Annotated in this window: 27 protein-coding genes and 1 riboswitch; of the genes, 5 read left to right on the top strand and 22 right to left on the bottom strand. The window is 33.5% G+C overall.

All coding sequences use genetic code 11. The features are described 5' to 3' along the window. Positions 1–264 precede the first annotated feature (264 nt). Both BK574_RS07200 and BK574_RS07205 read right to left on the bottom strand, forming a co-directional pair. Entirely contained in the window at positions 265–1,083 is an 819-nt protein-coding gene (locus BK574_RS07200; protein WP_142247915.1) for an alpha/beta fold hydrolase, read from the bottom strand. Positions 1,084–1,096: 13 nt separating this feature from the next. Then, positions 1,097–2,164, bottom strand: coding sequence for an SDR family oxidoreductase (locus tag BK574_RS07205; RefSeq protein WP_078428113.1), 1,068 nt, complete (start codon positions 2,162–2,164; stop codon positions 1,097–1,099). 247 nt (positions 2,165–2,411) lie between these two features. Here BK574_RS07205 and BK574_RS27405 point away from each other — a divergent pair, with 247 nt between their 5' ends. Beyond that, a complete protein-coding gene (locus BK574_RS27405; RefSeq protein ID WP_158211578.1) occupies positions 2,412–2,582 on the top strand; it encodes a hypothetical protein in 171 nt (56 codons plus the stop codon). Between the two features lie 76 nt (positions 2,583–2,658). Here the strand turns inward: BK574_RS27405 and BK574_RS07210 are convergent, their stop codons facing one another. Beyond that, positions 2,659–3,576 (bottom strand): DMT family transporter, encoded by a 918-nt coding sequence (locus BK574_RS07210; protein WP_238457975.1) that lies wholly within the window; start codon positions 3,574–3,576, stop codon positions 2,659–2,661. 27 nt (positions 3,577–3,603) lie between these two features. Then, positions 3,604–4,593: an NADPH:quinone oxidoreductase family protein gene (locus BK574_RS07215; RefSeq protein ID WP_078428114.1), complete on the bottom strand. Its 990-nt coding sequence runs from the start codon at positions 4,591–4,593 to the stop codon at positions 3,604–3,606. A gap of 125 nt (positions 4,594–4,718) precedes the next feature. Here BK574_RS07215 and BK574_RS07220 point away from each other — a divergent pair, with 125 nt between their 5' ends. Then, entirely contained in the window at positions 4,719–5,306 is a 588-nt protein-coding gene (locus tag BK574_RS07220) for a TetR/AcrR family transcriptional regulator (RefSeq protein WP_078428115.1), read from the top strand. Positions 5,307–5,386: 80 nt separating this feature from the next. Here BK574_RS07220 and BK574_RS07225 read toward each other — a convergent pair whose 3' ends face one another. From BK574_RS07225 to phaQ, 4 genes are all read right to left on the bottom strand, one after another. Beyond that, positions 5,387–5,572: a hypothetical protein gene (locus tag BK574_RS07225; protein WP_078428116.1), complete on the bottom strand. Its 186-nt coding sequence runs from the start codon at positions 5,570–5,572 to the stop codon at positions 5,387–5,389. 153 nt (positions 5,573–5,725) lie between these two features. Next, positions 5,726–6,637 carry a CBASS cGAMP-activated phospholipase gene (locus tag BK574_RS07230; protein ID WP_078428117.1) on the bottom strand — a complete coding sequence of 304 codons (912 nt, stop codon included), beginning with the start codon at positions 6,635–6,637 and terminating at the stop codon, positions 5,726–5,728. A gap of 174 nt (positions 6,638–6,811) precedes the next feature. Then, positions 6,812–7,369: a hypothetical protein gene (locus BK574_RS07235; RefSeq protein ID WP_078428118.1), complete on the bottom strand. Its 558-nt coding sequence runs from the start codon at positions 7,367–7,369 to the stop codon at positions 6,812–6,814. Next, entirely contained in the window at positions 7,341–7,790 is a 450-nt protein-coding gene (phaQ, locus tag BK574_RS07240; protein ID WP_078428119.1) for a poly-beta-hydroxybutyrate-responsive repressor, read from the bottom strand. Before phaQ ends, BK574_RS07235 begins: the two co-directional genes overlap by 29 nt. Positions 7,791–7,960: 170 nt before the next feature. Between phaQ and BK574_RS07245 the strand changes: the two genes are divergently transcribed. Next, on the top strand, positions 7,961–8,746 hold the full coding sequence (locus tag BK574_RS07245; RefSeq protein WP_078428120.1) for an alpha/beta fold hydrolase: 786 nt from the start codon (positions 7,961–7,963) through the stop codon (positions 8,744–8,746). 70 nt (positions 8,747–8,816) lie between these two features. On the opposite strand, the gene BK574_RS07250 is transcribed toward BK574_RS07245, so the two are convergent. From BK574_RS07250 to BK574_RS07295, 11 genes are all read right to left on the bottom strand, one after another. Further along, positions 8,817–9,908, bottom strand: coding sequence for an alpha/beta fold hydrolase (locus BK574_RS07250; protein WP_238457976.1), 1,092 nt, complete (start codon positions 9,906–9,908; stop codon positions 8,817–8,819). Between the two features lie 27 nt (positions 9,909–9,935). After that, the gene (locus BK574_RS07255; protein ID WP_078428121.1) at positions 9,936–10,514 is read right to left on the bottom strand and encodes a peptide chain release factor 1; all 579 of its coding nucleotides are present in this window, start codon (positions 10,512–10,514) and stop codon (positions 9,936–9,938) included. 30 nt (positions 10,515–10,544) lie between these two features. Next, positions 10,545–11,171 (bottom strand): hypothetical protein, encoded by a 627-nt coding sequence (locus BK574_RS07260; protein WP_078428122.1) that lies wholly within the window; start codon positions 11,169–11,171, stop codon positions 10,545–10,547. A gap of 54 nt (positions 11,172–11,225) precedes the next feature. Continuing rightward, a complete protein-coding gene (locus tag BK574_RS07265; protein ID WP_078428123.1) occupies positions 11,226–11,663 on the bottom strand; it encodes a hypothetical protein in 438 nt (145 codons plus the stop codon). 493 nt (positions 11,664–12,156) lie between these two features. After that, positions 12,157–12,402 carry a hypothetical protein gene (locus BK574_RS07270; protein ID WP_078428124.1) on the bottom strand — a complete coding sequence of 82 codons (246 nt, stop codon included), beginning with the start codon at positions 12,400–12,402 and terminating at the stop codon, positions 12,157–12,159. A 232-nt stretch (positions 12,403–12,634) separates the two neighbouring features. Beyond that, positions 12,635–13,444 (bottom strand): adenosylmethionine decarboxylase, encoded by an 810-nt coding sequence (speD, locus tag BK574_RS07275; RefSeq protein WP_078428125.1) that lies wholly within the window; start codon positions 13,442–13,444, stop codon positions 12,635–12,637. A gap of 123 nt (positions 13,445–13,567) precedes the next feature. After that, entirely contained in the window at positions 13,568–13,792 is a 225-nt protein-coding gene (locus BK574_RS28350) for a polysaccharide deacetylase family protein (protein ID WP_238457977.1), read from the bottom strand. 99 nt (positions 13,793–13,891) lie between these two features. Beyond that, the gene (locus tag BK574_RS07280) at positions 13,892–14,683 is read right to left on the bottom strand and encodes a polysaccharide deacetylase family protein (protein WP_238457978.1); all 792 of its coding nucleotides are present in this window, start codon (positions 14,681–14,683) and stop codon (positions 13,892–13,894) included. Between the two features lie 155 nt (positions 14,684–14,838). Next, entirely contained in the window at positions 14,839–15,231 is a 393-nt protein-coding gene (locus BK574_RS07285; RefSeq protein ID WP_078428126.1) for a (2Fe-2S) ferredoxin domain-containing protein, read from the bottom strand. Between the two features lie 125 nt (positions 15,232–15,356). Continuing rightward, positions 15,357–15,566, bottom strand: a riboswitch (cobalamin riboswitch). A 78-nt stretch (positions 15,567–15,644) separates the two neighbouring features. After that, positions 15,645–16,391: a type I methionyl aminopeptidase gene (map, locus tag BK574_RS07290; protein ID WP_078428127.1), complete on the bottom strand. Its 747-nt coding sequence runs from the start codon at positions 16,389–16,391 to the stop codon at positions 15,645–15,647. A gap of 273 nt (positions 16,392–16,664) precedes the next feature. Beyond that, positions 16,665–19,433, bottom strand: a complete 2,769-nt coding sequence (locus BK574_RS07295; protein WP_078428128.1) for a hypothetical protein — start codon at positions 19,431–19,433, stop codon at positions 16,665–16,667. Between the two features lie 513 nt (positions 19,434–19,946). Between BK574_RS07295 and BK574_RS07300 the strand changes: the two genes are divergently transcribed. Both BK574_RS07300 and BK574_RS07305 read left to right on the top strand, forming a co-directional pair. After that, entirely contained in the window at positions 19,947–20,255 is a 309-nt protein-coding gene (locus BK574_RS07300; protein ID WP_075388955.1) for a hypothetical protein, read from the top strand. A gap of 163 nt (positions 20,256–20,418) precedes the next feature. Further along, a complete protein-coding gene (locus BK574_RS07305) occupies positions 20,419–20,775 on the top strand; it encodes a hypothetical protein (protein ID WP_078428129.1) in 357 nt (118 codons plus the stop codon). A 453-nt stretch (positions 20,776–21,228) separates the two neighbouring features. Here BK574_RS07305 and BK574_RS29200 read toward each other — a convergent pair whose 3' ends face one another. The 3 genes from BK574_RS29200 to BK574_RS07320 form a co-directional block, all read right to left on the bottom strand. Then, positions 21,229–21,501, bottom strand: coding sequence for a CPBP family glutamic-type intramembrane protease (locus BK574_RS29200; RefSeq protein ID WP_078428130.1), 273 nt, complete (start codon positions 21,499–21,501; stop codon positions 21,229–21,231). Positions 21,502–21,546: 45 nt separating this feature from the next. After that, positions 21,547–21,957, bottom strand: coding sequence for a hypothetical protein (locus BK574_RS07315; protein WP_078428131.1), 411 nt, complete (start codon positions 21,955–21,957; stop codon positions 21,547–21,549). A gap of 83 nt (positions 21,958–22,040) precedes the next feature. Beyond that, entirely contained in the window at positions 22,041–22,352 is a 312-nt protein-coding gene (locus BK574_RS07320; protein WP_078428132.1) for a cyclic nucleotide-binding domain-containing protein, read from the bottom strand. Between the last annotated feature and the right edge of the window lie 209 nt (positions 22,353–22,561).

Here is a 22,561-nt window from a genome sequence, read left to right on the forward strand (position 1 = left end):
ATCGCCTTATCTTCTATGTAAAATCATGTGTGAATATGTAAAGAAAAATCGAAAATAAGGACAATAGGACGAGTGAATGTCATATTGCGGAGTGAATATGAAGGACAATAATTATATAGAACTATTTCGATACGACTATATAGGGTTTTAAAGATTTTATCATTAAGTTGTTAAAATTGGATAATACTCTACTTTGTGTAAAATTATAGGCTAGAATAAGTTATGAAAAAGGCTGCCTCAATAATGAGTACAGCCCTTTGATATCTAGATTGCTTTTCTACATTTACTTACTTCTTCTTTTGTATCACTATATTTCTTAAAAAACGCCAATGATATTTCATTAAATTGCTTAGAACCTTCTATATTACAAACATGACCGCACTTATCAAGAATTAAAAGTTTACAATTTTGAATTTCGGGAATTTCTTTTTTTATGAAATCAATAAACATATGGTCATTAACGCCAGAAACATATAGAGTCGGAAAATTTTTCTTTAATTTTAAAAAAGAGAGATACGATTGTTCTGTTTCTTTTTTTACGATATTAAACCATTTTATAAATTCTGTTTTCCCAAGTTTTTTTGCTTCTTTTATAAATATCGATCTAGATTTCTCGTGCTGTTTATTAGGCATAATAATGTATGCAAAGAAGCTATATAACCACATATAAGGGATAATCTTTTTTCCGATATCTCCTATCATTAAAAGCAGTTTACATCGCCTATTAAACTTTAAGGCAGCCCCTGCTTGAGTTAATGTTTCAACCCGTTCTGGACTAATGATGGCTATATTATGATTAACAATCGTCCCTAGTGAAATACCGACAAAGTGAGCTGACTTAATATCAAGATAATCCAATACTTTTAATACTTCTTTAGCAATAAATGCAAAAGTATAATGAGCAACAGTTGTGTATTTGTCTTTTGATTTGCCATGGCCACATAAATCTACTAATAAAACATTATATGACTTTTTGTATTCATCAATTTGTTTGTACCATATGTTCGAGTTTCCACCTAATCCATGGATTAATACGAGCCAAGAATGTTTGGGTGATCTCTCATAAGTTGTATAATATAGCATGAACATCTCCTTATTAAGATAATACAGGCTCTCTCTCTTTCTTGTAACCAACAATAATCGTCTTGAACATTTCCTCATCCATCTTTAAAACACTGTTATCTGTTTCTTTTAGTAGTTGAAGGGTGTTGGAAATGTCAAAATCAATATCTCGATTAAAATAAACCTTAAAACTCGAAATGAAATCGTTCAGAACTACTTCTTCTTTTGTCAGTGTTATATTTTCTTTTTGGCTAAATTGAATTTGTGGTAAATCTAATAATTTTTCTATCACTTTTAACCCTATATTATTAACTGGTGGATTTGGATTGGTAATATGGTAAATCTTTCGACTTTCGGCTTTCTCTATACCAGCTAATAAAATATCACAAACATAATCAACTGGAACGAAATTTTGGGTACCTATAGGATTTCCGATAATAGTAAATGTTTTTTGTTTATATTCTCCCCCAACCCTAGCTACTCGCTTTTTAAAAATTTCAAGCCCTTTCAAAAAACCATATAAACCAAACACCGAATCCGTTTCCCCTGTTTTTGAGTCACCTACAATAATCGCTGGTCTAAAAATTGAAACTTTCATAGTTTCACTGTAATTCATTACTAAATGTTCCGCTTCACATTTCGTTCTTTCATAAGCATTGTTAAATTCTCCATTAAGATCATGTAACTTTTCAATTGCACGGTCTTTCTTACCTAAGGTATAAGCGGTACTTACATAGAAGTAAGATTTTACTCCGATGTTTTTTGCGAACTCCAACGTGTTTTGAGTTCCATTGTAGTTAATCTCACGTAGTTCATCCTTCTTTTTAATATCGAATGACAACAATGCCGCAATATGGTAAAAAACATCGATGTTGCTGAATAGTCTGTTTTGATCTTCTTTAGAGATCGATAAGTCATGATTTGAAAGTTCACCCTCAATCACTTCCACCTGTGATTGTAAATGTAAAGGAATTTTATCTAATAAGTTCTGACTCTTCTTTTTAGAACGAGCCAAGACATAAACTTTATGTTTTGAATTAATAAGTTGTAAAATAAGTTGGGTACCTAAAAATCCTGTACCACCAGTTAAAAAAACATTCATCTTGTTGCTCCTTTCCGAGCTGCAAACTTTAACTCAGAGTCAAGTATAACAAAATTTCAATGATAATTTTATGTATAAATCTTTCAATATTGTGAAGACGCTTCCTTACTTTCATTCAAAAAGTAGAAATAATGGTAATTATTATGATATTCACTATTCGTTAGTCCATTTACATACACTATATTAGCGACTACATCTCCGTTTTTAATTTTACCCTGTAATCTAATTTTGGAAAGGATGGTAATAAATGTGGTTGACAGTAAAGGAAAAACAATATTTGGCCAACTTACTAGTCAAACAAAAGAGAAAGGTGTTTATATCAAAAGAGGAAAATGAATTAATTAATACAATCTATCAGAAATTAGGACAAACCACAAACAATCAAACCATTAATAAAATCAGAAAACCTAAACTATAAAGCTGGTAAACTAATTTTTGAACCTACAAATAATAAGAAGAAAGAAGGGTATGAGTTTCCTCCATACCCTTCTTAACTAACTGGACTTCTTCAACATGGCTTTTTCCTTTTTCGCTAATATTCTCTTGTCCAACAATCCCGTTGTTAGATAAACACCGGTAAAGACAAACAGACCACCTATTACTTGAACGAGTGTAATCATTTGCCCTAAGCTAATACTAATGATAGCCGTGAAAACGGGTATCAAGTTTAAAAATACCCCTGACTGACTAGCACCAATTTCTCTAACGGCAATGTTCCAAAATATAAATGAACCAACCGAAGGAAATAGGACGAAATAAACTATGCCGGTTAAGGCTAATGGACTTAGTTCTGAAAAATTGATCCCTTGAGCGAATGCAAAAGGAGCAAAAAGAATCATAGCGATTAAAGCAGATACCGCCGTTGCCGCAATCGGTGGTAGCGACAGCCGCTTTCCGATGATGGAATAAAAGGTCCAAACAATGATGGTTCCAACCATTAAGAGGTCACCTTTATTAAAGTCAAATTGAAAAATACGTGCAATATTCCCTTCCGTTAAAATCACAAACGCTCCAATTAAAGAAATAATAAATCCAAGAAGTTGCATTTTAGACAATTTTTCTTTTAATAAAATGACTGACGCAACAACAATGACACCTGGGTTCATTGCCGCTACTAATGAAGCATTGGTTGAGGTGGTGTATTCTAATGCGGAATAAAGAATTAAATTATACCCGATAATTCCAAGAATTCCGTTAAGAATTAAATAATGCCAATCCTTTTTCACAAGCTTCCAGTTCGGCTTCTCAACAAAATAAGCAATTGGAAATAAAAGAAATAAAGCTAAAAACCACCTTGAAAATGTCATCCAAACGGGGTCCATTTCATTAACGACGTAACTACCCATTACAAAATTCCCCGCCCAAAACAAGGTAGCTAATATTAACATGATCCATACCTGATATTTTTTCACCTTATGCACAACCTTTAAATGCACTAATTAAATTTTAACAACGACTCGCCCACGAATTTGTCCTTTTAAGATTGAAGCTAAATGTTGTGGTAATTGTTGTAAGTCACTATTAACTGCAATCATGTTCAAGTTTTCAGGTTTATACTCATCAGCTAGAAGCTCCCACATTTCCTTTCTAAGATCCATAGGGCAATAGACAGAGTCAATGCCTAATAAATTTACTCCACGAAGAATGAACGGGAATACTGTAGTTGCAACATCCATTCCACCTGTTAAGCCACTTACAGCTACAGATCCCCCGTAATGAACTCGACTTAAAATCGCTGCTAAAGTCCTTCCACCTACAGGATCAACCGCACCTGCCCAATATTGTTTGTCAAGTGGACGAATTTTCTCTGGAACAACATCTTCACGAGAAATAACATCTTTTGCCCCCAGTTTATGTAAATAGTTATGTTCTTCTTCCTTACCCGTACTTGCTACTACATCGTAACCACGCTTATTTAAAATAGCAATAGCAATACTCCCTACACCACCTGTCGCCCCCGTAACAAGAACCTTCCCTTTATCTGGAGTTAAACCATTTTCTTCTAATCGATGAACAGATAATGCAGCAGTAATACCCGCTGTTCCATATATCATTGCTTCTTTTAGCGTTAATCCTTCTGGTAAAGGAACAATCCAATCGCTAGGTATGCGAGCGTACTCACCATATCCACCAAAATGGGAAACACCGATTTCATAGCTCGTTGCAATAACTTGATCCCCTTCTTTATATCGAGGGTCTTCTGAAGACACAACTACACCTGCCAAGTCAATTCCAGGAATAAACGGATACGATTGAACCACTTTACCATTCGGAATACTTGCCAGTCCATCTTTATAATTTACACTAGAATATTGCACATTAATTAATACATTCCCATCAGGAAGGTCATCCATTGATACTCCCTTAATATCTAGTGAAAAATCTTCTCCCGTTTTATTCACTACTAAAGCTTTAAATTGTTTACTCATTACATAACCCTCCCAGAAATTAGCACAACTTAATAGTTAGTATACCAAACTTTATTCTGACTGGTCAAAATATTCTAAAAAAGTAGTATACTAATGTGAAGAGTTTTGATAAGGTGGGTAATCAAATGAAGAAAAAAGCGATCGAAAGAAGAGAACAAATTTTAAAAGCAGCTTTTCAAGCAGTAGCAGACAAAGGATTTGAAGCGGTAACGTTACAAGACATTGCAGATTATGCTGGCGTTAGTAAAGGGGTAACAAATTATTATTTTCATAATAAAGAAGATGTGTTTTCCTCTTTATTAAAGTGGGTAACCAACCAAATCTATAAAAATGAATGCTATGCAATTAATAAACAAACAACATCTGCCAAAAAGTTGGAAGCTTATATTTGTTCTGTCTTTATTAGCCCAGAAAAAAACAGGAAGTTTTATAAAGTGTACCTCGATTTTATTGCACAAGCGAGTCGGAACGAACATTATCAACAAATCAATCTTCAATTTTACGAAAACTGTTGGGGATTGGCACGAGATATCATATCTCATGGACAAGACGAAGGGGTATTTACACGAGAACTAGACATTGACCAAGCTTCTAAAATGATTCGATCCATTATTGATGGCGCTTTAATTCAATGGTTAATGTGTAATGAAGAAGAACTACATGATTTTTATAGAAACAGCTGTATTAATACAATTTTGAAGCTCTTAAAATAATCTAAGCCATTTTTCTGGAATTTCATCCAAGGAAAATGGCCGCTCACTATACTTGTTACCATAGTGATTAATTACAACTATTATTCGGTACTTTTTGTTCCACCGTTTGCTTTTTTTCTAGTATTATTAATTTTCCTATCTTTTTGCTTTTCCACTGCGATATTTCTTTCTCCACTATCTGCTAATTCTTCTGCAAACTCATGACTAACTTCATTTTCGCCAAGAGCTAGTTTTAACGGTTTACCCCTATGTTTTTTATGTGGCATGTATCTTTCCTCCTTTATCATTAGGCTGTTTTCGCACATGATTTATTTTTTGAAAAGAGCCTAGTTATATTTTGGTCTTACCGCTCTATTTTATGATATAAATTAACGAAAACTTTTACCGATTATTTAAAAAAGCAAATGTCATTATTACATTCATTTTTCTAGGAATGTTATTATTTCATTTTCCTTTTGTTTATACACATTTAACCCTAATGCTTTTAATTCATCAATATATTTGACTTCATCAAAAGGAACTTCTTTCCCGAGTTGCTCATTTAATCGTAAATAGTGATCTCCTAAAAGATGTTGACAATGGTAAGAAACTGACTCGGACGATAAGTGAAGAGCTAAATCGAGTAATTTTGGTGTAACTTTCATCGATGGAAAATCAAATGGAAGCCACTTTCTTGCACCCCAATCCATATTATCGTCCATTGTAAAATCAATGGTCTGTTGACCTGTACCAAGTGACAAAATTTTAATATCCCTTAAAGAATGATTAAAAAAGTCCATAGCTTCTGTAACACAAACTAAGGAAGGATTATTCGCCCACAACCCACCGTCGATGGATAAGTATTTATTTTTTACTTTATTGGGCGGAAAATAAACTGGTGCTGAACAAGAAGACAGCACAGCATCCCATAATTTTACTGATAAATCATCACTTTCAGGATGACCGTAATTTGTACGGTGGACGTACGGTCTTCCATAAGTAAGATTAACTGCTGGTATCAGTAGCGGTTTTTCTATATCCTTTAAGGTTAGTTCTCCAAATACCATTTGAAAAAAACGTCTTAAATAGCGATCACTGTAAACACTTTTAAATAAGCCAACTTTGGTTTGCCTAACAAAAATCTTCTTGCCGTTGGTTTCATACTCATTAAGTATTTCACTCATTTGCTTTTTTAAAGCAACTGATGCTGCAATAATAGCACCTGTACTCGTTCCAGCAATTACATCAAACAGGTCACTTATCGGGCAAGCAAATTTTTCTTCAATCTTTTGTAATATGGCAAGAGCAAACACCCCGCGAATGCCACCACCATCTATACATAACATCTTCATCAATTTCACCTAAACTCTTTGTATGTTACCTGTTATTGTGCCCTTATGCTTAACAAAATAAAAGGGAACAGCGCATAGCTATTCCCCTTTATTAATATATTTAGTTAGTATTTTGGAGTGTTTCAGTGCGAAGATCTCTCCAACTGATCAATCGTTCGTACTCAAAATGACATATTAGTTATTCGTTCCTGTGCGTAAAAAGGTACGAAAGCTATCTTCAATACGTCCCACTGCTTGTTTATTCTGTTCTCTTAAGATTTGGATATATTCATTTGAAACAGATGACCATGCTTTTCTACGGTTACGACTATATTTAATATAATCTTCTGTATTTTGCTCCACACGTTTCTCTATACGCTCAATCATATCAAACGTTTGGTTTAGCGGTGTTAAAGAAATCTCTTCAAACTTGTTAGTAATATCACGCCATTGTTTGTAAAGTTCTTGTGAATGCTGAGATGGTTCTCTTTTTAACTTTTCAGAAATACTTGATGAAATTCCTTTGACTAATTCATCATTCGTACTTCTAGTTTCTTGATATAGCCCTCTAATAGTTTTACGATAATCCCCACTAAACTTATTCATTTGTTTAACTGCATCTAAATAAGCATCGGATCTCTCATCGTTTTCTTTACTTATACGTGATAAGGCTACCTCAAATTGATCCCAAAATGTTTCTACAAACGTTTCTGTAACATTAGTTTCATTCTTTTGCTTCGCTTTTTGACTCATTTTCGTTCCTCCTCTTATGGTCTTTTTTTTGCTCTATCTTATCCTCCTTATTGAAAGAAGGTATGTAGAGATCAAGGAAACTGGAATACATATTGAAAAATTGATCAAGCATGGATTGATATAGCTCCAGCTTTTTCGCGTATCCTTGCAAAAAGTTTTTACCGACATCGGTAATCGAATAGAGTCTTTTGGCTGGCCCACTTCCTGTTGTATCCCACTCCGATTTTACAAGGTTTTCTTTTTCAAGCTTTCGAAGTAAACGGTATAAGTTCCCTTGGTCAACGGTATGAAAACCAAAAGACTGTAACTTTTGATTTAACTCATATCCATGTAGGGACATTCTACTTAGAATTAATAAAATAAATGGCAACACAAAATTTTTTGAAGGACTAATTGAAGTTTCTTTATTCTCATTTGCCATAAATAACACCTCTGCAACAATTTCTTATAAGTGTATTTTACACTTATGGTGCATAATTAGTCAAGTGTGCATATATATAAATATAAAAACTTTTTTGAATTTTGATTATCTTTACGGCGGATGGGTTAAAAAGAGAGAAAAGCCACTCAAAATTTAGGAGGTTACCTATCATGAATAAAAAGAAGGTTGATGCTATTACAACGCACTATCAGCATCTCGGAACTGGTGAGCCACTTGTACTGATCCATGGATTAGGTGAAATAAAAGAAGGTTGGATTTATCAACATGAGTTAGCTAATGAGTTTGAACTAATCATTCCTGACTTACGTGGTCATGGAGAAAGTGAAGCCACTGAGGATATCACTATTGAAAATTTTGCAAAAGATATTTTAGATTTACTGGACTATCTAAACATTGAAAGCGCTCACATCTGTGGTTTATCGATGGGTGGGATTGTAGCACAGGAAATATATAAGCAAGCTCCTGAACGATGTCGTTCTTTAATATTCGTTAGTACATTACACTATGTTCCAAAATTACTGGGTAGATCTATTATGCAAATTCGAAAATATCGACTAAAATATTTACCTGCTTCCATACAAAAACAAATAACTGCTCGTACATGTTTTTATTCATGGGAATCAGATATATCCAAACAATTTTCAAAATACCACAAACCAAACCCTGCAACTTATTTGCATTCAATTGAAGCCTGTATAAAAATAGATTATCGAAAATTACTTTCAGAAATAAAAGTACCTACTTTAGTGATTGGATGTCAATATGATGCTATTGTTCCTTTATGGGTACAAATTCAAATGTATAACTTAATACCAGACTCAGAATTATATGTTTTTAGAAATGTTGGCCATATTGCAAAGCTTGAAGCACCCGATCAATTTAACAATGTGCTTCGTAGATTTTTAAATAAAAATAAACTTGAAGAAGCTATGTAATATTAGTTAATTCAGGAGGGGAAATACCCCCTCCTCATAATTTTATTGTATTGCTTTATTGTCCTAAATATTACTGTACTTGTTGAACAATTTTTGAACGACTTTCTAACCATTCGTCAAGCAGCACAGCCAACTTTCCAGTTACAGCTAAAGAAACATGACCTGATTCCACTACTTTATAAGTTTTATCTTCACTCGAAACAAGGTCCAAGATCGGTAAACTTTGGTCTTCAAGAATTAGTTGGTCAAATTTAGAATTTATAACAAATAAATTTGCCGTAATATTTGATAAATCTACTTTTTTGTCCCTAATCATAAATTCACCTTTAACAAGCTTATTGTCTCGACCTAAATCAAATAATAGTTGTTTAAATGCCTTCCCAGTAAATGGAACATGCTCTGACATCCATTTATTAAAGCGACGCCATTTTTCAACGTAATTTTCATCATGAGCTCGTGAAAGAAGAGTCATATAAGGAGAAACGCTTATAGGTGCAGTTATTGATCGCATCATAACATCTACAAATTGTGGAGGCATATTCCCATAGACTTCAATTAAACGATCAATATTAAAATTACCGTTTTTTAAACCTTCATCCCATTTTTCGGGAGATGACGTGATACTAAAATCAATTGGAACTGTTGCAACAATTAGATTTTTAATAGGTTCCTCAGCTATAGCTGCATACATCGCAGCTAATGTGCCCCCTAAACAATAACCAATAATTGAAATTTCTTCCGCTCCTGAATGGCGTAATGCTCGCTTTACACCTTTCTGTATGTAATCTACAATATAGTCATCTAAACCAATTTGGCTATCTTCATAGCCCGCAATTCCCCAGTCTAACAAATACACATCGTAGCCACGCTTTGTCAAACTTTCAATCGAACCAGTTCCAGGGTTTAAATCTAATATAAACGGCTTGTTTATTAATGAATAAACAAAAAATAAAGGAACATCATACTTTTTTTCTTCAGCAGGGTAATACCATAATGTAGCTTTATTCTTCTTCCATACCGCTTGCCTTGGCGTATGATCAATATTAGGTTCAGCCTTACTTCCACTCATAATATTAAAAAAGCTTCCCCATCTATCCCACTCTTTCTTATTATCTCCAGAATAAAAAGGGATAGAATTTCTTTCTCTTGTTTTCGTAATCACGAACACTCCTCCATTTCAGTACCGGTTTTACTTATCATTTTCACCTACGAGCACCGCTTCTTTAATTTCTTCATTTGGACTTTTTGTTGTTTCCATAAGGCTCTTAACGGACGCTAGTTCTTCCTTCAAGCCATTTAGAGATGCTAGTTCTTCTTTAACTTCTTGAAGTTCTTCATTTAAATTCTTTGTATTTAAAAGTTCTCTTTTCGTTTTCGTTAACTCGCTTTTCAATTGCTTTGTCACTTTAATAACTTCCCTAGACACTTCTACAATACTTTCAATCTCTTTATTTGTTTCAGTAAAAGAATCAGATAAGTTCCAAATTTGTTCTTCTAACAGATCTAATTTTTCTTCAGTTTGAATTGCAATTTTTGATACGTTTGCTAAGTCCGTTTTTGTTGGTATATTTAACTGGTTAGCAAGGAATTCCTGATTTTTCCGAAAGAACTCAAGAAAATTTGCATTAGCATCCGAATTCATTTTTGTATAGCGAACAAATTCTGGATTATTCGTCCATAAGTAAAACATCTCATTCAACTGTTTTTCCCATTGGACACTATATTTTTTAAACGTTTCATACGGATCGTGCGTTTTGTAATCAGACATTTCTTTCGCCTACCTTTCCCTAGATAATGTTTACGATTTTGAAAGTTGTTCGGATCGCTCCATATACATGTTGAATGGAAAAAGTACATTTTTTACTTGTTTCGTAAATAATTGAACCATTCCTCGCTGATTTTCGTGAATAATTTTTAACGTTACTTTTAAATTTTCAATAAATTGAATTCTACTGTTTTTTCTAAATTCAACAAATTGCTCAACAGACTGGACGAACCTCTCAAGAACTTCTGCGTTGCTTAACGAATACACAGGAATATTAGAGATTTCTGTTGCTTTAACTTGAAAATTATCAACGAAACGATTAATTTCTTCAAATGACTGAATAGGAAATAGGTACTGCAAATGTGATGTAGAGGTTAACAATTCCTCACGAGCAACTTTTTCCCAGTCTCGCTGCTCCTTTACAAACTGTTCAATAAAATCTTTCATATTGGTTTGATTCCTTTTCAGATTTTCTACTAAATGTTTAGTAGAGTTCAGTAATACCTGCTCGCGGTAACAAGCTCGTTCACTCCATGCATCTAACTCTTGTAAAGATTGTTTCCACAGAAGATCAAAACTAGTTAGACTATCTTCACTAGCTTTTACCTCAATTTCTTTCTCAACATTTAACTCAGTATCTTTTTCGTTTTCTTGACTCATCTTCATTCCTCCTTGTAGAACGTTCAATCTATGAATTACAGCAAACTCTAATAATTAGAAACTTGCTATTAATTCCTCTAATTCACCTTTTAATAATTCTAGTTCTATTTTCAAGTCTTTTGAGCTTACTTCCTTGTCTAAGATGTTTTTTAGATGATGAAAATCATTTTTAGTTTTCGCTAATATTTTGGTAATCTTCCTACTTTCTAGTGTAAGACTGAACAGTTGGTCTTCTAAAAAATCAACTTGTTGTTCATGCTTTATTATTTTGTTAGCCAGTACTGCAATATTCTTTTTAGTAGGAGTACAGAGAACATCTAACCAAAATTCTGCTACTTTTCTTTTTTCTATGACTTCATCTAAATGAGAATCGATCCAATTTCCTGCTTCGAAAACAAAATCTTCGCAATTTAATGTTGAAATTAGACGTTTATTCCATTCCTCTTCAAATTGTTTAATACTTTTCAATGGATCGTTGTGTGTGTCTCTCATGTAAATATTCCCCGCATACTTTCCTCTGTTAGTCTTAAGAATATACGGATTTGTCTGAATAATCAATCCATTTTTGCAAGAAAATAATAATTATCGGTTAGATTTTATATTATTCCCATTTGAAATTGTGTTTTTTTACTATTTCTACTATTATATTATTATTTTGAAAACAAAAGTTGTAAACAGTTGTTTATCGACAAAACTCGTATGTATTATCAGAAAATGTCGTATTTACGTATCTGCTTTTATTGAATTTCGGTTTAATTTTCTTTACTTAACAAGCTCTGAAGAAGTTTTCAGTCTTATAAAAAAATGTCAAATTTTGAATAAATTATTTTTGTAATAAAAGATAACTGGTAACTTTAAATTTAACTTCTGAATGTATTTTTCATATTAAAAAGACTAACACACTAAAAGTGCCTGGCCCTCAAACACTACGATAATTTATTTTTATCGTAAATGTGAAAAGTCCAGACACTTTAAAAGTTAGCCTTTACCCAATTTTTTCTTCACTTTCTGCTTTTAATAACTTTCTTCTATTTGTTATAGGTGTTAAATCTTTCTTTTTTAAGAGATATAACAGATGATCAACAGGCATCGAACCATGACCTTTATTATTTCCTAATATAAATTGAACGACATTACGACTTTGTCGAATAATTGTTAACGTTTCTGCTGAATTAAAGTGACCTTTTCTTTCCTCAATAATTTCATATTCAGTTCCTAACTCAATTTTCATCAGATGCTCTCCTTTTTAATGTTCTCTCCTATATCTTGTCAAAAATCTCCAGTGTTATACGTAAATATATCCATAACTTTTTTATAGTTACTTATTGATGGGTAGTTAAAAATGATAAAATACAGTACAGACTACATCCTTGAAAGTACGAATAAAAAGAAAGAGACTGAATAATCAGCCTCGAAAGATACATGTTGCTATTTTCATTAAATTAGGACTTTAAATTAGAGTTTTAGTGAATATTTTTTCCGTAAAAAATTTCGTCCATTTCTAACTTTAGTTTTTCGGTAATTTCTTCAACTTCTCTTGTTGCTAACTTATCTTTTGTATAACCGAACAAGTAATTGTTTATATCAAATTCTTTTAAGCGACATTTCGTATGAAAAATATTTTCTTGATAAACGTTTACATCGATCATGTCATATAATCTTTTTACTTCATCAGGTATGTAATTTTGTATAGAATTGATATCGTGGTCAATAAATAATTTATTACCATCTATATCGCGTGTAAAGCCACGTACTCGATAGTCCATTGTCATTATGTCGGTTTCTAAAGAATGTATTAAATAATTTAATGCTTTAAGTGGTGAGATTTCGCCACATGTTGAAACATCAATATCTGCTCTAAACGTACTTATTCCTTCTGTTGGATGAAATTCTGGATACGTATGCACAGTAATATGGCTCTTATCTAAACCTATTACAACCGCCTCTGGAAGTGGACCAGGTGATTCATCGAATGATGACTCTGTAGGTACTTCGACAACTGGTCCTTCTGATACTAGAATAGTCACACTAGCACCTTGAGGCACGTAATCTTGTTTAGCAACGTTTAAGACGTGTGCACCAATAATATCTGCAACATTTTTTAAGATACTCGTAAGTCGGTCTGCATTATATTGTTCATCGATATAATCAATATAAGCTTGTCGTTCTTCTTTGGTTTTCGTAAAACAAATATCATACATGTTGAAACTTAATGATTTAGTTAAATTATTAAAGCCATATAGTTGAATACGTTGTTCTGGAGTTAGTGTCATTATTTTTCCCCCTTAACGTTTATTATGCGAAAAAACTTTTTTCTCTTTTACAGTCCCCGATCAAATATTTTGTTAAAGTGGTTAAACTTAGCATACCCACTTTATACTAGATAAAACAAAATTCTACGGGTTAGTTAATAAAGTTTGGACCGTTACAAATTGATAACCTTTTGCTCTTAGTTCATCTATAATTTTTGGCAAAGCTTCGACAGTTCCATCTAAAAGACGGGCATTTGTTTGAAAGTTATGCTGCAAAACAATACCACCTGGAGTAACATCACGTTGAACAATCTCTAAGATCTCATCACCAGATAACCCACTCCAATCAAGTGTATCTACAGACCACATAATGACCCGAAAGCCCATTTCATTTAATAGGATCGCATCGGATTTAGTGATCGCGCCAAATGGAGGACGAAATAAATCTGGCTTCCTCCCAACTGTACTCTACATAATGTTTTGTGTCGTTGTAATCTCATCCATGATTTTCGAAGTCATTTGAAGTGGTAACGCTGGATGACTCCACGTATGATTTGCAATACCGTGCCCTTCATCTACTATACGTTTCATAACATCAGGAAAAGTTTTAACTTGTTGTCCCATTACAAAGAAGGTCGCAGGAACACTTTTACTTTTTAAAATATCTAAAATTGTTGGAGTATAGTATCCATCTGGTCCATCATCAAATGTTAGTGCCACTAATTTTTTTGAAGTGTTAGCTCTGTATGTAAAATTGGGAGCTGATCGGATATTCGTTGTAATGAAGGTTCGTTCTATTTGCGGGTTATATGTTGCACCCATCCCAAATTTACGAGTGACATCTAATAGCGGAACGAAGACCTCACCTGCATACTCAATCGTTTTAGTAGTTAATGGTTGGCGTTGCCATAGACCCGTCGTACGTATAAATTCATCGGAATAATTCTGTCCGATTGGTAAAGCGAAGCGTTTATCTCCATAGCTAAAAACGACAGAGCGATATTGTTCATTCTGATCTACCCTAACACCCGTATGTTTTAAAAAAAGTGCTGGAACCATCAATTGGCCATCTCGCATAATATATTTTGTTATTACAGGTTGATTATCTATAAAAACAGGGGCTTCTGGTAGTTTAGACTCTTGTGCAAAAGTAGAAGTTGTAAAAATGGGAATAACAGTCATCAATAAAAGTAAACACATTACCTTCTGCAATATTTTACTATTGAATTGGTTTCGGATTGTTACCTTATGTTGTGTCATCGATTTCTCTCCTAGCAATGGAATATAAAATACAGATATTTATTATATTTTCCAAATCGCTAGTAAAATATTTAAAAAGAAAGGCAAATACCCGTATTTTTATTCTAGACCATTTACCTTAAATTAGTTCATAGACCGATTATATTAATAAGCTACTAAAATACTTTAGATACTTTCTTCACACGTTCTCGACCTTTACATTCTCCTACTGGTACTTCTGGCTGTCTAATAAAGCTTTCTCCATTAAAACGATGACTTACTTTTTCGAATAAGCTATCATCAGTAATTAACGATGCAATAAGCTGGTTAGCATCTTCTGGTTTTAAGTCTTTATACCATATTCCCTCTGGGTATACAATTAACACACATCTATCTTGGCATCGTCCATTACATTTAGTCCTCGTCGTATGAATTTTCTCATCTAGACCTAAGTTAGCTACCTCATTTCTAACCGACTGTGTAAGTTCTTCGGCTCCCGCTTTATTACAACTACTTCCATTACAAATTAATAAATGGTGTTTTGTTTCTGATAAATCCCAAGTCGCCATTTCAAATCCCCCCAATATGTTATAAAAAATAAAAAAGCATCCCTGACTTTAAAAGAGGTCAGAAATGCTCAAAAAACATAAATTATCCGCATACTAACCACTTCCCTATCAATCCCGTAGGTCAAACAGTGATGTTAAAATAGGCAGGTCTCCTGACTTAGGGTATAACTTCCAGTTCTTCCCAGGCATTGCCCAGTGGTATATCTGAAAGAATCAGTAAATGTACTGATACCCAACACAGTGGCGGGTCCGTGTCGGCTTTGAACCGAACTTCCCTATTAAGCTAATAAAAGTATTTTATGCTTTTATCTAGCACCTATTTTCAACGATATAAAGTTTTATATGAAACTAGTAAATATATTTCTTGTTGTTAATACTATTCGTAATTAGTGAAATTGTCAATACATGGTACATTATTGTAAAGTTAAAATGACTGGCCCATTTTTTGTAATTGCCAAGGTATGTTCGTATTGAGCTGACAGTTTCCCATCGACCGTTCTAGCCGTCCATCCGTTTGAGTCCATTTGACTATACCATATCCCTTCATTTACCATTGGCTCGATCGTAATGACCATCCCTTCTTTTAACCTAGAACCTTTTCCTGGAGATCCGAAGTGTGGAATTTGTGGATCTTCATGTATTGTTGGCCCTATCCCATGCCCCGTAAAATCTCGGACGACTGAGAAACCTTCTGATTCTACATAAGATTGAATCGCATGACCAATATCACCAAGCCTGTTTCCAACCTGTGCTTGTTCAATACCTTTGTACAACGATTTTTTAGTAACCTCTAATAAATGATTAACCTTCTGTGTAACGTTTCCTACAGCATAGGTCCATGCTGAGTCTGCTAATCCCCCATTTAAATTAACCACCATGTCAATAGTAACAATATCACCATTTTTTAAAGGTGTTTTCCTTGGAAACCCGTGACAAATTTCATCATTTATGGAAGCACACGTAGCAAATTGATATCCTTTATAACCTTTTTGTTCAGGTGTTGCTCCATTTTGAACTAGAAATTCTTCCACAAAACGATCAATTTCTATAGTTGTAATCCCTGGCTTTATTATTTTTGAAATTTCTTTATGGCAAGCTGCTAATAATTTCCCTGTTTCCATCATTTGATTGATTTCTCGTTCTGATTTTAAAGTAATCATATAAATTCCCCCACTTTCATTAATCCGATAAGTTCATATATGTATTATTTTCACCTTAACAAGTTCTAAAACAAAACCGAAATTTCTAAAAATTACTTCTACTTTTTGTCTATACCTCTTATTTTACATAATTACTACTTTTTATGTAAATTTTTAAGGAATTTAGCAGTACTTTTGGTCCAAAAGTAAAGGAGTTGCCCATAAGACAACTCCCAGTTAGTATAGGTATTTTAAAAAATGGGAGAAATGCCATTCACCTATTGTTATTATTTTTTATGAATAGGAAGGGCTTCTTTCAATTTCTACTTGCATCCATTCATATTGACGTAATCTCACTTCAAAAAGTGTAATAGGATCAAGATACTTTTCTGGATTCGCTTTTAACTGTTCCAATGTCTCCTTTTTTTGCTGAATTGCTTGTTGTTCTTCCTCCATAACTTCCTGAATAACACTGAAAGGTTCTCTAAAGAACATCGTAATATCACGAGTTAAGCCTTTTTCAAACAATTCAAATTGAAGGATAAACTGTTTAGTAACCGTTGTAGCTAACTTATCGTAATCTTCGTTTTCAATCAACTTTTTGTACATCGTACATAACATCGACTTGTTAGGGCGAAGAGTGCCAAATAGTTTTCCAGCGCTTTTTAACACTAATTGTGACGGTGTTGATCTGTTTAGAATATTCATGTTATCTAATTGTATTCCATTTGCTAAACGATGTGCATCACGAGACCAATCATCTAGTACCTTAAAGTCACAATTCAGCTTTAAGCGCTGCTCCCCGTACATTCTATTGAACCCTTCACTCATTTCTTCTAAGTAATCTTGACTTTGATAAAATTCATCAGTAGCCAGTTCAATCCAGCCTTGGATGGCTTTTGAAAACCTCGGTAAAACGGTATGTTGAATATAATTCTGTACTCTTTCGTTCATCTCTTGATTAAGTTCAATATGGATTTTGCGGAAGTCACTATTTTCTTTTATGAGTGCTGAACAATCGCGTATTAATTTCGGTATTGTCGTTTTTAAATCGTACTTTATATCTTCTTTCAACGTGTGATATGAGCTTTGTATGATTTGCATCTTTTCCTTTTCTAAGTCACTTAACTGATGTTTAGCTCCATTTAACTTAGATACGATATCTTCTTTCCATATAATTAATTCTGCCATTTCATTTTCAGTTTCAACTCGTCTTTTCAATAGGTAGGTTAAGGCTTCTCTAATGTAAAATAATAATTTCTGATTTCGGCGTTCCACTAGCGATTTTTGATCAAAACCCATCCTAATAAATTGTGAAAATCCTTCGACTTGTTTGCTGCTCTTATTATGCTTAGAAAAAGGAAATATCTTCGCTCTCGGAAAATGAGGTTTAATTCTCATTCGAATTTCTTCAACCATTTTCGAAACTTCTTCTTCATGATAAATCGTGTCTGTTTTTAATAAGAAATGAACTGGTAAATTAGGAATTTGTTCTTGAACTTTCAGTAATAAATCACGTTCTCTATCAGTGAAAAGAGTGGTAGCCGTTAAAATGAATAACAAACTATCAGCTAGATGAACAAATTTCAGTTCATCATTTTTATTATTTTTTATTGCTTCATAAGTACTTGGATCAAAATCAGGAATATCCATAACCGTCAATTGATTTTCAAGTAGAAATTTGCTCGGCGCTTTAAAATGTACAAGTGATGTTTTTGAGAAATTTATATCACTCTCTTTCATTTCAGCTAAATCAATAAGGCTAGGTATTGTTTGTGTTGACGTATCCGTAATTTCATCTATTTGAATAGATTCATCATTTTCATAGAAAACAACGGTCGAAGGAGGGGGAGTTACGCTATTACTTCCTAATAAAGAATTAATAAAAGCCGTCTTACCGTTCCCTGTCATTCCAACTACCAATAGATGGTTTTCCTCGAAGTTTGCAACCTTTTCAACGGTCCATTTCAAGCGTAGATCGACATCTAATCCTCTAACTTCTGCCCATTTTACTATTTCCTCAAACAATCTTTGTCCTGGTTCAATAGAAACACTATCATTTGTTGAATGTAGTAATGCTGTTTCAGCTTTTTGAATGGTAGTAGGACTCATCGAGTTCTCAAACATTTCATTCCATGCAAGTACTGACGTAGCTGAAAATAAAATATGTGAATGATCTGCTAAATATAACCAATTCGTAAGCAAGCTGGGGACAATATGCGAAATTTCATCGATAAAATATTGTCCATTTACTAATTCAACATACGTTTCTTGATATTTCGCTGACACTTTAGACCAAATAGCGGATGGATCTTGTTCAAGTCTTAGGAATAGGCCATCGATCTCACTAAGCCATGCAAAATAAAACTCACCACCTTCATAACTATTCCACATTGATACAACAAGCTGTTCAAAGCTAACTTGGTTTACATCAAATAACACTTCTAGTGGTTTTAAGAAGTAATCTGGTGAAATTTGTTTTGTTAACCCTTCGTCCACATAGTTTTTGAGAATATCGAACCAATCAAGCCCTTTCGTACGAATAGCCTCATCAACAGCAAGTTCAATGGCACTACTCCAATCACGATATTTTTCAAAAAATGCCCTTGCCAATTCTGTTACATTCGGATAGTCAGGGTTTAAAGAAACCGCTTCCTTTATAACATCCGCTGCAAAATCAAGTTCCCCTTGCTCGTTATAAATTGAAAATAATTGCAATGCTACTTCCGTGTTTAATGTCAAACTCTCACTATTAATCGATTTATAAAGGTCAACTGCAGTTGGTAGTAATTTCAACTCAAAGTACGCATCTGCCATATTTTTTCTAGCCCATTGCTCTAAGTCGTTATGTATTTTTTCCCATTTAAAGATAGCAGCTTCATAATCTTTATAATTGTAATAAACCTCTCCTTGAGAATATCGAATATAAGAAACATCTACCTCTTCTTTACCTAATTTCCCCATGTACAAATGTCCAAGAATTTGTACAGGATCATTGTCCTCATGATCAATCATTAAGTTTTCATAATATTTTTTTTGGATCAGTTGTTTTTCTAAAGTCATGTCTTACCCCCAAGTGTGATTTTTTAGTCGAATAAGCTTGTTATTCTCTTTCCGTCTCAGTATCATTCAGAATTCAAGTTCCTTCCTTAAATAGTAGCAAATCTTTTTTTTACAAAGGTTTCAGTAATATTTCAATTTGACGTCAACATATGTAAAAAAACCGCAAAGCAAGTAATAGATCACACAAAGACGTCTTCCTTTCTTTTTAAATTCATCCTTAGTTTGTATTATTCATTTTTTAGGCTAACCTGTGATTTATAGAATACTTCATGTCCATCGCCAAATTGAGGTTGCCTATCATTAACTCCACACACTAAAAATTTCATATACTTCTATAGCAATCACGTTAAAATCATGAAGACTTCTAAAAAACTAATCTAAGAACATCGCAAAAGTTGTAAAAGTCTCTAAGAGAAATGTTAAAGTCATGGTTTGACTATACAATGCAATTCAAAGTGCGTAAGATGGCAACTGTAAACAGAAATACAATTTCCAGAAGGAGGTTTTTTCAAAATGAAAAAACTATTATTAACAGCAGCATCAACTATTCTTGCCGTAGGAGTTCTAGCAGCATGTGGAGATCAAGATGTTGATGATCCAACTATGAATGAAGAAACAGACTTTGGAACAGAAACGGAAAGCGACATGGGTGGTTTTGAAGAAGAACCGACAATGGATGAAAGCCTAGATGAAGGAACAGAAGAATTTCCTGCTACAGAAGATGAGTCAAGTGACTTTGAATCCGATTTAGATATGGGTGAAGAAGAAGATTCTTTTGAATTTGAATCTGAAGAAAATGACTTAATGGAAGACGAATCTTAATTTAAAAATTTAGTTAGATTACAATAAACTATCAGTAGGGATAGTCCCTACTGATAGACTTCCTATTTTTCGTATTCTCTCCTCCATTCGTTTCACTAAACGACTAAAATCATGACATACTTTACACCTAATGACGTTAGTCTTAAAACGGAGGGATATATAAATGGATAATTCCAATCATCAATCACAAAACCAGAGCCGTGATGAGGAAAACAATCATTTGCCAAACGACTACCATACGTCAATTGAACAAAAAGGTACAAGAGGTAGAAAACCTTGGTATAATCAAGGGTGGTTATGGCTGCTTGTTGCTTTAATTGGGATAGGTGTTCTATTTTTCGGTTTTTCTAGTTTAATTGAGGAAATTGGAAAAATGAATGAATCATTACAAGGGCAAACTAACGCCATCAACGAGCAAAATGACGTTTTGCACTCCATCAGAGAAGGTATAAATGATATGACGGTGGCTATTAGAGATGCCTTTACTACCATTAAAAATTCTATTCAAGGCTCTGTTTAAATAATCTCAAACAATGAATTTTATAAATCCAATGGATGGTTCAAGGTTGGCAAATGAATAATGATATAAAATAGGGGGATGTCTCAAAAGCCCCAAAAATAAACCTGATGAGAAATTTCTCATCAGGTTTTTATTTTGCTCCCTATTATTTGGATCTTGCGAGCGATGATCGACCATCGCTCGCTTCTTCAAATTTTGGACTTAAGCAATTAATCCTAGTGCAATATATACTTTCTGGATCGTAAAAATCTCTCCACGCCGCACAAAAAATTAACGTTCCCCAAAAGATTAAATTCCAGCCGTATTCCACAATGGAAGGAGATTTTGCCAACCATTTTGTTTGACAACAGTGCTAATTCGCTCATAAAAATAACGATGGTAAGAAAATCAGAACTCTGGTTTTTTAATTGATAAATTCTGTAAATCCTAATACAAAGATTACCCAAATACCGATTAGCATATGAGAAACACAAACGCCAATGAATGATTTTTGTCTAGCAAACATCCAGCCCAAAATAGTCCAGGGGCAAATGCAGCAAGGGCAAAAAGTGTCCCAATATGTGAGTGTGCCATCGCAAATAATAAATTCGATAGAATAATTGATTTTAGATGATTTCCTTTTGCTTTAGGTAAAAAACGATAAAAAGCTGATTGTAAACCTGCTCTAGCGATAAACTCCTGTACAACCGAAAATAAAATATAGACAACAATCGTTAATGTAAAAATCGAGTAGTTAAAACCAAATTCTGAAAATGCTGCAGTCGGGTTAAATTAAGCATAATCAGAAAATGCTGGTATGAAGGTAATGAGTCCCCACTTTAACACAAGGAAGAAAAATAATATTGGAAGTGTTAAAACAATCGCATCTTTAACATGAACCTTCCATTTATCCATCGTTAATCCAAACGATTGCATTGGATAACCACTCTTCTTTAAAATTACGTACATGACGCCTGCAAATCCCATCAATAGACCGACATCTACGAATGTCGAAACACCGTGATAGTCAACAAAATGTGTAAGTGACATTAGCATAAGTGTGTAAATAGACAAGACGATTAATAAATTCGTAGCGAGTAACCCTAAAGCTTTATAAGATTTTTGTTCTTTATGTTGAATTTTCTCTTTTTCTATTAATATATCATTTTTTTGTTCTACTTCTGTTGAAAGTTGTTTTACCATTTTACTTAGAAGTTTGACATATAATGTTTTATATTTTGGATCATTAAATAGTTTTCTAGATCTATCTTAATTAAAAGGGATGGTTATCTTGTTTTTATAGAAGTTGTAGCACATTTTTCACCTTCTATCTGGGCTAAATCACCGATGATATCTCCACCCTTTAGTACTCTTAATAATTGTTCTCCTTCCACCTTTTCCTTATATAATCCAACACTACCCGTCTTAATCAAGATTACAGATGGTTCTATATCTCCTTCTCGAATTATATATTCATCTTTTTCTATCATATATGCATGAGAAAATTTAGTAATAATATTGACTTCATCATCTGTTAAACCTGTTATATACGGATTGCTCTTCATCTCAGTAAATAAATCAATCGTTGTACTCGTCATGTAAATCCGCTCCTAGTTTAGCAGTGGTGCTATAGTATAATATCTTTCTATTATAATTGATGATGCATATCGATTATAGTAGAATTGGGACAGTAATATTTAGTAAGTCAGACGGATATTACAAACTATTATAATTAAGATGACGCGAAAGTTGGATGTCCCCTTAAGCATAAAGTGAAACTTCCATTATTTAGGGGTCTCCTCTTCCC

It is taken from the genome of Alkalihalobacterium alkalinitrilicum, assembly GCF_002019605.1.
Classification (GTDB): Bacteria; Bacillota; Bacilli; order Bacillales; family Bacillaceae_F; genus Alkalihalobacterium; species Alkalihalobacterium alkalinitrilicum.